Source organism: Photorhabdus akhurstii, assembly GCF_018448925.1.
Lineage (GTDB): Bacteria > Pseudomonadota > Gammaproteobacteria > Enterobacterales > Enterobacteriaceae > Photorhabdus > Photorhabdus akhurstii.
This window is the reverse complement of record NZ_RCWE01000020.1, coordinates 23,316-37,868: the sequence shown is the minus strand read 5'-3', so window position 1 is coordinate 37,868 and position 14,553 is coordinate 23,316. Positions and strand designations below refer to the sequence as shown.

Here is a 14,553-nt window from a genome sequence, read left to right as displayed (position 1 = left end):
CAGTTTATTCTAGTGCCTGAATTAAGGCGTCGTTATCTGCACTTTTTGCAACTTTAACATCCTGCCAGCCCAAGTTCCGGGCGGTATGTGCAAGACGCTCGCTTACCACAATCAGGCGGCAATGCAATAACCACCTGTTTCGATCACTTTCGGGTATTAAGTTATATAACAGTTGCAGTATTTCGCCACTGGTTACAACTAAAGTTTGTACTCCATACTTTTGCCAGTGGGCACTGAATTCTGCTGCCGGGTAGTCTACTGGCTGGCGGAAATAACATTCACAATAATTAACTGTGGCGCCTCTTTCTGTCAGCGTCCGGGCAATAAGTTCACGTCCGCCATTTCCTCTGAGCAGCAAAGCTTGTTTATTTTCAACCTGATGTAGTGATGGTAGTTTTAGCAGGATTTCGCTGGTCTCACCCTCTGATGACCAGATAGCATTTATACCCGTTAGTTGATGAAAAGCCAGAGCGGTTGATCTGCCAATAGCATAATAAATCAGCTTGCCGGGCCATGACAGATTAATTTTATTTAACTGTGAGTTTGCATAATAAACTGCATTTTTTGACAACAGAAATACCATATCACAGGTATTTAGATGGTTAAGCTTCTCAGCGAGCTGTGGCAGCTCTGAACCGGGGTGAATATTGATTAAAGGTGCGCTGAAAGCTGTTTTTCCCGCAGCCTGTAACTTTCTGACTAGTTCCTCTCCGGCAGGAGCAGGGCGAGTCACCAGAATGTTCATGTGGGGGGATTTCCTCGATAAATTTCGGTTAGAATTTCCCGCGCGCCCCGCTCTAACAACTCTTCTGCCAATTCAATTCCTGCCTGGCAAGCATCTTTTGGTAAAGCCGTTCTCTCACCGCGAATCATAACGCTGCCATCAGGTGCGCCAACCAATGCCCGTAACCAGATTTTCCCATCCTGCCAAACGGCATAGCTACCTATTGGTACTTGGCAGCCTCCTTCTAGCCGGGTATTCATCGCACGTTCGGCAAGAACACAGATTTCTGTATCATAGTGGTTTAATGGCGCTAACAGAGTTTGTGTTTGTTGGTCGTCAAGGCGGCATTCAATTCCTACCGCTCCTTGACCAACGGCAGGTAATGATTGTTCTGCCGTCAATGACGTACGGATACGCTCATGCAGTTTTAACCTTTTCAATCCTGCGACGGCGAGGATGATTGCATCATAGTGACCATTATCCAACTTGCTCAGGCGGGTTCCAACATTGCCCCGAAGGTCACGGATAATCAGGTCAGGACGTAATTCACGGAGTTGACACTGACGGCGTAAACTTGATGTGCCGACAATGCTGCCTGTTGGCAATTCATCAAGAGAAGGATATTTGGCAGAGACGAAAGCATCATGAGGATCATCACGTTCACAAATAGTGACCAGACCTAACCCTTCTGGAAAAGAGACCGGGACATCTTTCATTGAATGGACAGCGATATCGGCTCGGCCCTCAAGCAGAGCTAATTCTAGCTCTTTGACAAACAGCCCTTTTCCTCCGATTTTTGCCAGAGGCGTGTCCAGAATAACATCGCCCTTGGTTACCATCGGGACCAGTTGAACTTTCAGATCTGGGTGACATTGTTGTAGTTTTTGCTGAACATACAGCGCCTGCCACATAGCCAGAGGGCTTTGCCGGGTTGCGATACGGATGGTTTTAGTTGACATAGATGTTTGTATTTCTCAGGCCCTTTCAGCCATCATATAAATGAAAAACATAGCACTCGTTTTAACACTTCAGCCGTTTTTTTTCCAGCGAGGGGCTAAGAAGAAGATATGCCGGTTATGTTAAATTGTAAAATAAATTTTAATTTTTAAATTATTTTTATAGCAATGAAAATAGATTGATTTAATTATGAATTAACTTTTTCAGTAAACTATTTCTGTAATTAAGGAATCGCGAATGAAAAGAATCATTAATTAAAATATAGCCAACGGAGTCATTTTCATCGGATTGATGATAACAAGGTATTATGCGTATTAGCTTGGAAAAATGGGCGGAGAAAATTTCTTTCGTATAAGAAAGTATAAACGGTATGGGTTTTTTGATTATTTCCATATATAACAATGTATTATTTGATTTTTCGTACGATAGCACATCGCAATTCAATTGCTTTACTGACTTTACGGTTTATCGACAAGGTGTTAAATTGATCACGTTTCCGGTAATAAATTGGTAAAAATCATTCTAAATAATTCCATCAAGCTATAACAACCGGAAACGGGGGATTTATCTGGGCACTGGAACTCAATTGGGCGAGACGTCTTGTACCTTTATATCGAAACACTGAAGCAGAGACTGGATGCGATAAACCAACTCAGGTTAGAACGCGCCTCTACCGCCATGAGTGCGGAATTTAAGCAGGTATACAGTTTACTGCCAGTATTACTGCATTATCATCATCCGATGATGCCAGGCTACATTAACGGTAATGTTCCCTATGGCGTATGTTTTTTCGTGCATGATGAAGCACAAAAATCTTATCTTAATGATTTAGAAAGTAAATTAGATCACTTCATAGAACAGCCTGCCAATGGTGAACTGCCTATTACCGGTATTTACTCAATGGGCAGTACCTCATCAATCGGGCAGAGTGGTTGTTCTGATTTAGATATCTGGGTATGTCATCAGTCATGGCTGGATAATGATGAGCGCCTTTTACTGCAACGTAAGTGTACTCTTATTGAACAGTGGGCGGCAGCGCTTGGTATTGAAGTTAATTTTTTTCTTATTGATGAAAACCGCTTTCGCCATAACGCGAGTGGTAGTCTCGGCGGTGAGGACTGCGGTTCTACTCAGCATATTCTATTACTTGATGAATTTTACCGTACCGCGGTACGTATGGCGGGTAAGCGTTTGTTATGGGAAATGGTGCCCGTAGAAGAAGAACGTCATTATGATGAATATGTTTTATCCCTTTATGCGCAAGGTGTTTTGACGCCAAATGAGTGGCTTGATCTCGGTGGATTGGGTGAACTATCCGCTGAAGAGTATTTTGGCGCTAGCTTATGGCAACTCTACAAAAGTATCGATTCCCCTTATAAAGCCGTATTAAAAAGCTTATTACTGGAAGCCTATTCTTGGGAATATCCCAATGGTAAGTTACTGGCAATGGATATGAAACAGCGCTTGCATGCTGGTGAAATAGTCTCCTTTGGCCTTGATGCATACAGTATGATGCTTGAGCGTGTTACCCGTTATCTGACGGAAATTAACGATACGACCCGTTTAGATCTAATACGTCGATGTTTTTATTTAAAAGTTTGTGAAAAGCTCTCTCTTAATCAGGATGATAAAGGTTGCATTGGCTGGCGACGCCAGGTTCTAACCCAACTGGTCTATGAGTGGAAGTGGGAACCAGATCGGTTGAAAATTTTGGATAACCGCAACTCATGGAAAATTGAACAGGTTCGTGATGCGCATAATGAACTGCTTGATACCATGATGCAGAGCTATCGTAATCTTATCCGTTTTGCCCGCCGTAATAATCTGAGTGTCAGTGCCAGTCCACAGGATATTGGTGTGCTGACGCGTAAACTTTATGCTGCATTTGAAGCATTGCCAGGAAAAGTAACGCTGGTTAATCCGCAAATTTCGCCAGACCTGTCAGAGACAAATTTAACATTTATCTATGTTCCTCAAGGACGTGCGAACCGCAGCGGTTGGTATCTTTACAATCAGGCGCCGAATATTGGATCGATTATTGGTCATCAACCTCTGGAATATAATCGTTATCTCAATAAACTGGTGTCGTGGACCTACTTTAATGGCTTGTTAACGGAAAAATCGTGTGTCCATATTCATCATGGCGACACCCAATGTGATGAGTTGAAACTGCATGAATTGATTAATGATATTTCCGCTCATTTCCCCATCCGTTTGCCAGCGCCGACACCGAAAGCACTTTATAGTCCGTGTGAAATTCGCCATTTGGCAATTATTGTCAATTTGGAGAAAGATCCGACGGCTGAGTTCTCTAATCAGGTTGTACATTTTGATTTCCGTAAGCTTGATGTATTCAGTTTTGGTGAATCACAACAGTGTTTGGTGGAAAGTATTGACTTGCTTTACCGTAATTCATGGAATGAAGTGCGGACCTTGCACTTTAGTGGTGAACAAGCTGTGCTGGAAGCGTTGAAGACCATTCTGGGCAAGATGCATCAAGATGCCGCACCGCCAGCGGCAGTTGAGGTATTCTGTTACAGCGAGCATTTACGAGGACTTATCCGAACTCGAATCCAGCAACTGGTATCTGAATGTATTGAATTACGTTTATCCAGCAATCGTCAGGACCCAGGTCGTTTTAAAGCATTACGCATTGCCGGCCAGACTTGGGGGCTGTTCTTTGAACGTCTTAATGTATCTGTGCAGAAATTGGAAAATGCCGTGGAATTCTATGGGGCAATTTCTAATAACAAATTGCATGGGTTGCCGGTGAAAATTAATACCAAAGAGACACATTTGCCCGCGGTGGTTGATGGTTTTGCCAGCGAGGGCATTATTCAATTTTTCTTCGAAAATACACAAGATAGTAAAAGTTTTAATATCTATATTCTGGATGAAACCAACCGGGTAGAAATCTATTCTCATTGTGAGGGCAGTAAGGAAGAATTGGTACGCGACGTCAGTCGGTTTTATTCTTCATCTCATGATCGGTTTACCTACGGATCAAGTTTTATCAACTTTAACTTGCCGCAGTTTTATCAGATCGTCCAAATGGAAGGGCAGATTCAGGTTATTCCATTTAGTGGATCATCTTTTTCACATTTGTGTGTGACTCATGATGGTGAGAATGATAGAGAAGAGCGGTCAGAATTTTATCGTTCTGTGTCTCATTACTGATTTACCCCGCGGCGCGGGGTAGGTTCAAGCATTAAAAGCTGAACTGTTCGCCACTTTGCTCGGTGATGGCGTGTGCTAGCATGGTTAAAAAATTGTCACCGCTGCGGTCACAAATCCACTGACTTTCTTTGTAGTCAAAATGATAGCCGCCGCCTTTGGTTGCCAGCCAGATTTGATGGAAAGGTTCCTGACGATTGATAATAATTTTGCTGTCATTATCAAAGCTCAGGGTCATGACACCGCCATTGGTTTCACAGTCGATATCAGCATCGCCATCGTAATTATCCAACTGCCCTTCGATATAAAACATTAGTTGGTCAGCTAACTGGTGAAATTCACTGTCGTTCATCTTCATTTCCTATTTGCTTTTCGAGGTCTAACTGCGATTATAGAGAATATTGACGTATGAATTACAGGCATTAATGCAATGAAGAAAAAATTACGCGGATTTCTGGCTATCGTAACCTTATTTATACTTTCCGGCTGTGGACTAAAAGGTCCTCTCTATTTTCCTCCAGAACAACCATCAACCGAGAAGGCGACAGCTGCGTCTCAGATTCCCGCGAATACTGAGCAACAAGGGCAGAAAGTGGATAGCACCTCTCAGAAATAAGCGAGATAAGCCGATAGTCAATGACTACGGCTTACGTGGAGCATTATATGCAGTTCTCCAAAATGCATGGTCTGGGTAATGACTTTATGGTCGTTGATGCTGTGACCCAAAATGTTTATTTCTCACCAGAGCTAATCTGCCGTTTGGCAGATAGACATACTGGTGTGGGCTTCGATCAGTTGTTAATTGTTGAAGCGCCTTATGATCCAGATATGGATTTTCACTATCGTATTTTTAATGCTGATGGTAGTGAAGTTGCACAGTGTGGCAATGGAGCGCGTTGTTTTGCCCGTTTTGTCCGTCTTAAAGGCTTAATTAATAAGCGTGATATTAAAGTCAGCACGCAATCGGGGCGGATGATGTTGAGCATCACCAATGATGATCAGGTTTGCGTTAATATGGGGGAACCTGAATTTGAGCCGCATCATGTGCCATTTCGTGCGCTAAAGTCAGAAAAAACCTATATTTTACGGGTAGTAGAGAGAACGGTTCTTTGTGGTGTTGTCTCTATGGGGAATCCTCATTGTATTATTCAAGTGCCGGACGTGGAAACGGCCGAAGTAGAAATTTTGGGGCCAGCGTTGGAAAGCCACGAAAGATTTCCTGAACGGGCGAATATTGGTTTCATGCAAATTTTAAACCGTGGTCATATCCGCTTGCGGGTTTATGAACGTGGCGTTGGGGAAACCCAAGCTTGTGGCAGTGGTGCTTGCGCAGCGGTAGCAGTGGGCATTCAGCAGCAATTGCTCGACAACCATGTTCGGGTAGATTTGCCGGGAGGCTCACTGTTGATCTGTTGGGACGGGCCGGGAAAACCGCTCTATATGACGGGGCCGGCGACGCATGTTTATGATGGCACAATTCATCTGTAATTGATTCTGAGCTGCGGAGCATCGGAGATGGAGAAAAAAGAAGAGCAGTTTAACATCAATGAGATACTTGATGATCAGACTGTCGTGGATTATTTGCTGGAAAACCCCAATTTCTTTATCCGTAATGCATGTGTCGTTGAACAGATGCGGGTTCCTCACCCGGTACGAGAAACGGTTTCTTTGGTTGAATGGTATATGAACCGCCAGAGAGCGCGGATTGCTTATCTGGAAGAAGATATAACTCGGCTCATGGAACAGGCTAGAGTGAATGAACAACTGTTTGAGCAGTTGCTTAAATTACTGATTGATTTGGTTGCGGCAGAGAGTTTGCAAGATATGCTTAGTCGGTTAAGTGCATGGGCTAAGAATATGGGGTTAAATAGTGCCAGCATCCGTCTTTTCAATGATAAATGGCATATTGGCGCACCACTTGACGCACCTAATTTAGCGCTTTCTCGCAATGCTTTTGAACCAATCCGTATTCAGCGTTTTGGTAATAAAAGCCACTATCTCGGTATGCTAAATGGGTCGGAAATTTTATTATTGTTGCCGCAAGTTCGGCAGGTAGGTTCGGTTGCCGTCTCTCTACTGGGAACGAGGGGCGAACTGGGTATGGTGATATTTAACAGCCGGAACCATCAACATTATCAAGAAGGCATGGGAACTGACATGCTTGAGCATCTGGCTAAGTTATTGCCGGATATATTATCTCGTTGGATTAAACGCATATGATGCAGGAAATTGACCGGTTACTGGAGCCGATTGAGGCATTTTTGCGCTACCTCAGGGTAGAGCGTCGGTTAAGTCCAGTGACTATCATCAATTACCGTCGCCATCTTGTCACATTGGCTGAGATGGTTTTAGAAATGGGCGTCAGCCAATGGAAAGATCTTGATCCCGCGAAAGTGAGAATGTTGGTAACGCGTAGTCGTCGGGCTGGTTTACAGTCAGCGAGCTTGGCGTTGCGTTTATCTTCCTTGCGTAGCTTCCTTGATTGGCAGGTGATTCAAGGCGAAATTTCCGTTAACCCGAGTAAAACCGTCAGCACGCCGGGAACTAAGCGTCATTTGCCGAAAAATATCGATGTGGATGAAGTGAACCAACTGCTGAATATCGATTTTAATGATCCATTATCGGTGCGTGACCGGACGATGTTGGAAGTGATGTATGGTGCTGGATTACGTTTGTCGGAGTTGGTGGGCCTTGATTGCCAGCATCTGGATCTTGAAAGTGGAGAAGTATGGGTTTCAGGTAAAGGCAGTAAAGAGCGGAAAGTCCCTTTGGGACGTACCGCGGTTGAATGGCTTAATCGTTGGTTGGCGATGCGGGAACTCTTCGAGCCGGAAGATAATGCTGTTTTTGTCTCAAAGAGTGGGCGGCGGATATCAGCCCGTAATGTACAAAAACGATTTGCGCAGTGGGGAATACGCCAGGGAATGAGCAGCCATATTCATCCTCATAAATTGCGCCACTCTTTTGCCACTCATATTCTGGAATCCAGCGGTGATTTACGCGCAGTTCAGGAATTGCTGGGCCATGCAAGCTTATCCTCCACACAAATCTATACTCATTTGGATTTCCAGCATTTGACAAAAGTGTATGATGTAGCCCATCCCAGAGCCAAACGGGGGAAATCGTAATGCGTTTTTACCGGCCTCTTGCGCCAGTGTTAGCGATGACATTTGATTTAGATGATACTCTGTATGATAATCACCCAGTCATGGATAAGACAGAAGAGGAAGTACTGAATTTTGTACGGCAGTATGATCCTAGGTTCAGTCACCTTAATTATCAGGATCTATATGCTTTCCGTGAATTGACATTGGAGCAGTATCCTGAAATTTATCATGACATGACTTTATGGCGTTGGCACTGTTCAAGGTTGATGTTTTGTCATTACGGTTTTAGTGGTGAAGACGCTGATCGAGGGGCCGATGATGTCATGGCGCATTTCACACTCTGGCGTAATCGGATTGATATTCCTGAATCAACACATAAAACTCTGGCGGCACTTGCTGAACAGATGCCGCTAGTCGCCATTACTAATGGTAATGCGGAACCTGCCGCCTGTGGTTTGGCTCCTTATTTTAAATTTGTGCTGAAAGCTGGCCCTGACGGGCGCTCAAAACCTTGCAGCGATATGTACCGTTTGGCTGCGGATCGCCTGGATTTACCGCTTGGTCAAATCTTACATGTCGGTGATGATTTGAATACTGATGTGGCAGGGGCGCTGCGTAGTGGTATGCAGGCTTGTTGGATAAATACTAAGAACAAAAAGCTATTGCAGACAACGGAAAGCCGCCTGCTGCCTCACATTGAGATTTACAATTTGGCTTCTTTGACAGCATTGATATAATCAAGAAATTATTCTGTATAAAAACACAGCAACCTTGGGTCGCTGTCTAATCAATTGATGGTAACTATGGACGTCTCCTATCTGCTCGAAAGTCTGAATGACAAACAACGGGAAGCTGTAGCTGCTCCGCGGACCAATATGTTGGTATTAGCTGGCGCGGGGAGTGGAAAAACCCGGGTGTTGGTACACCGAATTGCTTGGTTGTTGTCGGTGGAGAAGGCTTCGCCATTTTCCATTATGGCCGTGACCTTCACCAATAAAGCGGCTGCGGAGATGCGCCATCGGATTGAAAACTTGATCGGCACCAGTCAAGGCGGCATGTGGATTGGTACGTTCCACGGTTTGGCCCATCGTTTGTTACGAGCGCATCATTTGGATGCCAATTTGCCACAGGATTTTCAGATTCTTGACAGCGAAGATCAGCATCGTTTGCTTAAACGCATTATCAAAGCGATGAATTTGGATGATAAACAATGGCCGGCTCGTCAAGGCATGTGGTATATCAATGGCAAAAAAGATGAAGGATTGCGGCCACAACATATTGAAAGTTATGGCAATCCTGTTGAGGCGACATGGCAGAAAATTTATCAAGCTTACCAGGAGGCTTGTGATCGGGCCGGGTTAGTGGATTTTGCCGAGCTTTTACTGCGAGCGCATGAGTTGTGGCTGAATAAACCTCAGATCCTGCAACATTACCGTGGCCGTTTTACTAATATTCTGGTGGATGAATTTCAGGACACTAACAGTATTCAATATGCCTGGATTCATCTGTTGGCAGGGGAAACAGGCAAAGTGATGATTGTCGGGGATGATGATCAATCTATTTATGGTTGGCGTGGGGCGCAAGTTGAGAATATTCAGCGTTTCCTGAAAGATTTTTCTGGTGCGGAAACTATCCGTTTGGAGCAAAATTACCGTTCCACTAGTAATATTTTGAAAGTTGCCAATACATTGATTGCCAATAACAGTGATCGCTTGGGTAAAAATCTGTGGACTGATGGCGTAGAGGGTGAACCAATCTCCCTTTATTGTGCATTCAATGAACTGGATGAATCCCGCTATGTGGTTAGCCGGATTAAAAACTGGCTTGAAAATGGGGGCGCTCTGAAAAATTGCGCCATACTTTACCGCAGCAACGCTCAATCTCGTGTATTGGAAGAGGCGCTGTTACAGGCATCAATGCCGTACCGTATTTATGGTGGTCAACGATTCTTTGAACGTCAGGAAATTAAAGATGCACTGGCTTATTTGCGTCTGATCGCCAATCGTCATGACGACGCGGCGTTTGAACGTGTAGTGAATACGCCCACTCGTGGTATTGGTGACAGAACGTTAGATATTGTGCGCCAGGCGGCGCGGGAGCGGCAGCAAACCTTGTGGGACTGTTGCCAGATATTGCTGCAAGAGAAAGTGCTGGCCGGGCGTGCCGCTGCTTCCTTACAACGTTTTATTGAACTGATTGACGCGTTATCGACAGAAACTGAAGAGATGCCATTGCATGTTCAGACTGACAGGATTATCCGTGATTCTGGCCTGCGAGCGATGTATCAACAGGAGAAAGGTGAAAAAGCGCAGGCACGTATTGAAAACCTTGAAGAACTTGTTACCGCGACTCGCCAGTTTAGCTATCAGGAAGAGGATGAAGATTTGACGCCATTGCAGGCGTTTCTTTCCCATGCCGCGCTGGAATCGGGAGAAGGTCAGGCTGATGCCTATCAGGATTCAGTGCAACTAATGACATTGCATTCGGCTAAGGGACTGGAGTTCCCACAAGTATTTATTGTTGGCATGGAAGAAGGCATGTTCCCAAGCCAGATGTCGATTGAAGAGGGTGGACGTCTGGAAGAGGAACGTCGTTTGGCTTATGTGGGTCTGACACGTGCAATGGAAAAGCTAACCATCACTTATGCAGAAAGCCGCCGTTTATATGGTAAAGAGGTTTATCATCGGCCATCTCGTTTTATTGGGGAACTGCCGTCAGAATGTATTGAAGAAGTTCGGTTACGAGCGACAGTATCTCGTCCAGTTAGCCATAGTCGGTTGGGCACGCCTATCAGTGCCAATGATAGCGGTTATGCCCTTGGACAACGTGTTCGTCACCCTAAATTTGGTGAAGGAACCATTGTCAATATGGAGGGGAGTGGTGAACATAGCCGATTACAAATCGCGTTTCAAGGGGAAGGGATTAAGTGGCTGGTTGCTGCTTATGCCAGACTTGAAATGGTCTGAAAATAATATCCAGGTTGAATGTTGACAGGCTTTTTCTTCTAAGCGTAACATTCGCGCCTTACGATCACGTAGGGAGTAAAGGAGACTTATGATACATGCTGAGCGCATTTAAATTAGAGAATAATCGCCTGCTCCGTCTTGAGTTTGAAGAGGGAGAAAAGTTATCTGATTCCTTATGGGTAGATTTGGTTGAACCGGCAGAACAAGACAGGCTGCAAGTTCAAAACGAATTAGGCCAAATTCTGGCAACCCGACCGGAACTGGATGACATTGAGGCGTCGGCGCGTTTTTTTGAAGATGAAGACGGGATACACGTTCACTCGTTTTTCTACTTTGAAGACGCGGAAGACCATGCTGGCAACGCAACAGTTGCATTTACTATTCGTGATGGTCGTCTCTATACATTGCGAGAGCGGGAGCTCCCTGCGTTCCGATTGTATCGTATGCGTGCTCGTAATCAGACATTGGTTGATGGCAATGCTTATGAAGTGCTGATGGATCTGTTTGAAACCAAGATCGAACAGTTGGCTGATGTTATCGAAAATATTTACAGCGTGCTGGAATCCCTGAGCCGGGTCATTATGGAAGGGAAACAAGGTGATGAGTTTGATATTGCCTTGTCCAGTCTTGCTGAACAGGAAGATATCGGCTGGAAGGTTCGTTTGTGTCTTATGGATACTCAGCGTGCGCTTAACTTCTTGGTGCGACGAGCGCGTTTGCCGGGTGATCAACTGGAGCAGGCTCGTGAAATCCTGCGGGATATTGAATCGCTATTGCCACATAATGAATCCCTGTTTCAGAAAGTTAATTTCCTGATGCAGGCGGCAATGGGTTTTATCAATATTGAACAGAGCCGGATTATCAAAATCTTCTCGGTTGTCTCTGTAGTATTCCTACCGCCAACGCTGGTGGCTTCCAGTTATGGTATGAACTTTGAATTTATGCCGGAGTTGCACTGGACATTGGGTTATCCGGGCGCAATTGGTTTAATGATTGCTGCCGGTCTTGCACCGTATCTCTATTTTAAGCGGAAGAACTGGCTTTAATATATGACCGCCGTAATCGTTTTATTATGGCGGTCATAATAGAATAGAGATATAAAAACAATACGTTAATACGTTAATACGTTAATACGTTAATACGTTAATACGTTAATACGTTAATAGTTTAATCATCTTTTTGTGCGGCATTGGGTTTTATTATTATTTTAAAACATTGATTATTGAGTGGAAACAATCTTGACATTATTATAAAATGCTTAAATGCTTAAATGCTTAAATGCTTAAATGCTTAAATGCTTAAATGCTTAAATGCTTAAATGCTTAAATGCTTAAATGCTTAAATGCTTAAATGCTTAAATGCTTAAATGCTTAAATGCTTAAATTGGAATGCTTTCTTTGTTAAAAGAAGCTTTTACTATCATTTTCTACATTTAATATGGTTGAAGTTTTAATTTCTTTAATTCAAATATTATTAACATTAATTCTACAGTGTTTATATCAGATATAAAAATATAATGAATTAAATTAAAAGGTTTTTATTGAAAAAATAGTGTTTAATTATTAAAGATAAAATGGATGTAACGAATAAAAGGCATTGATTTATAGAATAGAATTAGCTTATTTCATCGTATGTATTTAATCACATGAATTGCTGTTCCTAATTGAGTATATTCTTTTCCCAAATATTTAAAGCCAAGGGCAATATAAAACCCTTCTGCTTGCGGATTAGCCATCACCTGTAATGATGCTTTGCCTTTTATATGAAGATCATTCAATGCGATTTGCACCAATCGCTTGCCAATGCCTTGATGCCAAAAGGTTGGTTCAACAAATAATCCATCAAGTTCAGCATTTCCATCAGATTGAGGCAATACAACACTGAACCCTAGAATTACGCTAGCTTGTTCTGCAACATAAACATACCCTGCTTCAATATGCTCTATAGGCAGTTCTATCATGTGGGGATTTGCTAGTAATAATTCTCTATCTTCTTCCCACATAAGAGACGCCCGTAATTGCAGAGCTTCAAGTGCGATCTGTTCAGTTGTATTGGCTAATCTGATGGTTATTTTCATTATTTTGCTATCTCTGCGATCTACGCTGTGTATACACGGCATCCAGTGTAAACAGCACTAATGCAGCCCAGATAAAGCCGAAAGTAATCAGACGGTCAGTGCCTATTTGTTCACCATAAACCAAGGTTGCTAGCAAGAACATCAGCGTTGGGCCGACATACTGAAAGAATCCGAGTGTAGATAGACGCAGGTGGGCAGCGGCTTCCGTGTATAACAGTAATGGCACAGTAGTAATAATGCCCGCGGCAATCAGAAATAAATTGAGAGTTGCTGAGTTATTACTTAGATCACTGGTTGGGGTGTTGGCAAAACCAAATAGGTAAATGGCGGCAATCGGCAGTAACCACAGTGTTTCAATCGTCATGCCCGTTTGAGCGTCAACATTCATCTTCTTACGCAGCAGGGCATATAGGGCGAAAGTGACAGCCAAACTTAATCCAATGACCGGTATAGAACCAAATTGCCATAGCTGGACTAACACGCCGGTGAAGGCCAGAATAACCGCAGCCCATTGTGTGCGGCGGAAACGCTCACTGAGAAACAGCATGCCGAATAAAACGTTAACCAATGGGCTAATAAAATAACCCAGGCTGGCTTCCAGCATATGACCGTGGTTCACCGCCCAGATGTAAATCAGCCAGTTACAGGCAACGACAGTGGCCGTTACGGCCAGAAATAATACTTTTTTAGGTTGACGGAAAACTTTGGCTACCTGTGACCAGTGACGAGTTAATGTTAGCAATAGCAACATAAAGAAAAATGACCAAATAATACGATGGGTCAGGATTTCGTCAGCTGGTACTTGCTGGATATGTTTAAAATAAACTGGCGCGATTCCCCAGATAAAACAGGCACTGAAGGCGTACAGTACTCCTTTGGTAGTTTGTGGCTTATTCATATCGTCCTGATGCTAATAAAATTAGAAGAAAAGTAATGGGTTTTTAGCCCGTTAACATGGAAATAATATGTCACCGGGCTGAATATTACGCAAGCGATTAAAATTATATTGTTATCCTACCAGATAGGTCGCCGTTACACTGGCGATATGGGCTCTTTGCTCATTATGTAGTTCTGCTCTGGCGACAGAAACTTTGTTGCCATTACGGATAATGCTACTGGTGGCGGTAAATAATTCACCGCGGCCGGGGCGTAGGTAATCCACCCGCAAATCAATCGTTCCCATTATTGATAATCGTTTTTCTAATTCTTCTAGTGATGCGGGTACCAGACGGGTCAAGGCGTTACCGATACAGACCAATCCACCACATACGTCCAGCACTGAGGCAATGACACCACCATGTAAAATTTTCTGTGCGATATTACCTACTAGTTTACTTTGGTTACGGAATTGTATTTCTACGTAATCTTGTTCAAATCGGATTAGTTCAAGTCCTAATAATTGGTTAAAAGGCATATCGTGAACAAAAGCATGACCAATCACTTGCCGGGCTTCTTCCAGGGTTAGTAGTGTTGTAGACATTTAATTTTATTCCTAAATAAAGATATATGTTACTAATGTGACTTTATATGGTTAATGGCTTGTTAATA

At 43.5% G+C, this 14,553-nt stretch carries 14 protein-coding genes; 8 read left to right on the top strand and 6 right to left on the bottom strand.

The genetic code is table 11. The features are described from left to right. Window positions 1-4: 4 nt before the first annotated feature. On the bottom strand, window positions 5-745 hold the full coding sequence (gene hemD, locus EAE93_RS17790; RefSeq protein ID WP_110091082.1) for a uroporphyrinogen-III synthase: 741 nt from the start codon (window positions 743-745) through the stop codon (window positions 5-7). Beyond that, the gene (gene hemC / locus EAE93_RS17785; protein ID WP_036809918.1) at window positions 742-1,683 is read right to left on the bottom strand and encodes a hydroxymethylbilane synthase; all 942 of its coding nucleotides are present in this window, start codon (window positions 1,681-1,683) and stop codon (window positions 742-744) included. Before hemC ends, hemD begins: the two co-directional genes overlap by 4 nt. A 598-nt stretch (window positions 1,684-2,281) precedes the next feature. Here hemC and EAE93_RS17780 point away from each other — a divergent pair. After that, entirely contained in the window at window positions 2,282-4,858 is a 2,577-nt protein-coding gene (locus EAE93_RS17780) for a class I adenylate cyclase (protein ID WP_214040236.1), read from the top strand. A 31-nt stretch (window positions 4,859-4,889) separates the two neighbouring features. On the opposite strand, the gene cyaY is transcribed toward EAE93_RS17780, so the two are convergent. Further along, on the bottom strand, window positions 4,890-5,207 hold the full coding sequence (gene cyaY, locus EAE93_RS17775) for an iron donor protein CyaY (RefSeq protein ID WP_110086230.1): 318 nt from the start codon (window positions 5,205-5,207) through the stop codon (window positions 4,890-4,892). A 78-nt stretch (window positions 5,208-5,285) separates the two neighbouring features. On the opposite strand from cyaY, the gene lptM reads away from it, so the two are divergent. The 7 genes from lptM to corA all read left to right on the top strand — a co-directional run bounded on the left by lptM (window position 5,286) and on the right by corA (window position 11,974). Further along, entirely contained in the window at window positions 5,286-5,471 is a 186-nt protein-coding gene (gene lptM, locus EAE93_RS17770; protein WP_110086231.1) for an LPS translocon maturation chaperone LptM, read from the top strand. A 47-nt stretch (window positions 5,472-5,518) separates the two neighbouring features. Next, window positions 5,519-6,343: a diaminopimelate epimerase gene (dapF, locus tag EAE93_RS17765; protein ID WP_110086232.1), complete on the top strand. Its 825-nt coding sequence runs from the start codon at window positions 5,519-5,521 to the stop codon at window positions 6,341-6,343. A 27-nt stretch (window positions 6,344-6,370) separates the two neighbouring features. After that, window positions 6,371-7,075 carry a DUF484 domain-containing protein gene (locus EAE93_RS17760; RefSeq protein ID WP_046395912.1) on the top strand — a complete coding sequence of 235 codons (705 nt, stop codon included), beginning with the start codon at window positions 6,371-6,373 and terminating at the stop codon, window positions 7,073-7,075. Further along, window positions 7,072-7,983 (top strand): tyrosine recombinase XerC, encoded by a 912-nt coding sequence (gene xerC / locus EAE93_RS17755; protein WP_046395913.1) that lies wholly within the window; start codon window positions 7,072-7,074, stop codon window positions 7,981-7,983. The genes EAE93_RS17760 and xerC overlap by 4 nt, the downstream gene beginning before the upstream one ends. Continuing rightward, entirely contained in the window at window positions 7,983-8,699 is a 717-nt protein-coding gene (gene yigB, locus EAE93_RS17750) for a 5-amino-6-(5-phospho-D-ribitylamino)uracil phosphatase YigB (RefSeq protein ID WP_214040235.1), read from the top strand. The genes xerC and yigB overlap by 1 nt, the downstream gene beginning before the upstream one ends. Window positions 8,700-8,765: 66 nt before the next feature. Continuing rightward, window positions 8,766-10,928 carry a DNA helicase II gene (gene uvrD / locus EAE93_RS17745; RefSeq protein WP_455430688.1) on the top strand — a complete coding sequence of 721 codons (2,163 nt, stop codon included), beginning with the start codon at window positions 8,766-8,768 and terminating at the stop codon, window positions 10,926-10,928. 95 nt (window positions 10,929-11,023) lie between these two features. Continuing rightward, window positions 11,024-11,974 carry a magnesium/cobalt transporter CorA gene (gene corA / locus EAE93_RS17740; RefSeq protein ID WP_036783019.1) on the top strand — a complete coding sequence of 317 codons (951 nt, stop codon included), beginning with the start codon at window positions 11,024-11,026 and terminating at the stop codon, window positions 11,972-11,974. A 578-nt stretch (window positions 11,975-12,552) separates the two neighbouring features. On the opposite strand, the gene EAE93_RS17735 is transcribed toward corA, so the two are convergent. From EAE93_RS17735 to EAE93_RS17725, 3 genes are all read right to left on the bottom strand, one after another. Then, window positions 12,553-13,005 carry a GNAT family N-acetyltransferase gene (locus tag EAE93_RS17735; RefSeq protein WP_214040234.1) on the bottom strand — a complete coding sequence of 151 codons (453 nt, stop codon included), beginning with the start codon at window positions 13,003-13,005 and terminating at the stop codon, window positions 12,553-12,555. Between the two features lie 7 nt (window positions 13,006-13,012). Then, complete coding sequence (rarD, locus tag EAE93_RS17730; RefSeq protein ID WP_110086236.1) at window positions 13,013-13,903, bottom strand: EamA family transporter RarD; 891 nt, start codon at window positions 13,901-13,903, stop codon at window positions 13,013-13,015. 111 nt (window positions 13,904-14,014) lie between these two features. Continuing rightward, window positions 14,015-14,485, bottom strand: a complete 471-nt coding sequence (locus EAE93_RS17725) for a thioesterase family protein (protein WP_036782681.1) — start codon at window positions 14,483-14,485, stop codon at window positions 14,015-14,017. Window positions 14,486-14,553 lie beyond the last annotated feature (68 nt).

Excerpts from the sequence above, each read along its gene's own strand:
- hemD (WP_110091082.1), bottom strand. The coding sequence starts at position 745 with ATGAACATTCTGGTGACTCGCCCTGCTCCTGCCGGAGAGGAACTAGTC.
- hemC (WP_036809918.1), bottom strand. The coding sequence starts at position 1,683 with ATGTCAACTAAAACCATCCGTATCGCAACCCGGCAAAGCCCTCTGGCT.
- cyaY (WP_110086230.1), bottom strand. The coding sequence starts at position 5,207 with ATGAACGACAGTGAATTTCACCAGTTAGCTGACCAACTAATGTTTTAT.
- lptM (WP_110086231.1), top strand. The coding sequence starts at position 5,286 with ATGAAGAAAAAATTACGCGGATTTCTGGCTATCGTAACCTTATTTATA.
- dapF (WP_110086232.1), top strand. The coding sequence starts at position 5,519 with ATGCAGTTCTCCAAAATGCATGGTCTGGGTAATGACTTTATGGTCGTT.
- EAE93_RS17760 (WP_046395912.1), top strand. The coding sequence starts at position 6,371 with ATGGAGAAAAAAGAAGAGCAGTTTAACATCAATGAGATACTTGATGAT.
- xerC (WP_046395913.1), top strand. The coding sequence starts at position 7,072 with ATGATGCAGGAAATTGACCGGTTACTGGAGCCGATTGAGGCATTTTTG.
- yigB (WP_214040235.1), top strand. The coding sequence starts at position 7,983 with ATGCGTTTTTACCGGCCTCTTGCGCCAGTGTTAGCGATGACATTTGAT.
- uvrD (WP_455430688.1), top strand. The coding sequence starts at position 8,766 with ATGGACGTCTCCTATCTGCTCGAAAGTCTGAATGACAAACAACGGGAA.
- corA (WP_036783019.1), top strand. The coding sequence starts at position 11,024 with ATGCTGAGCGCATTTAAATTAGAGAATAATCGCCTGCTCCGTCTTGAG.
- EAE93_RS17735 (WP_214040234.1), bottom strand. The coding sequence starts at position 13,005 with ATGAAAATAACCATCAGATTAGCCAATACAACTGAACAGATCGCACTT.
- rarD (WP_110086236.1), bottom strand. The coding sequence starts at position 13,903 with ATGAATAAGCCACAAACTACCAAAGGAGTACTGTACGCCTTCAGTGCC.
- EAE93_RS17725 (WP_036782681.1), bottom strand. The coding sequence starts at position 14,485 with ATGTCTACAACACTACTAACCCTGGAAGAAGCCCGGCAAGTGATTGGT.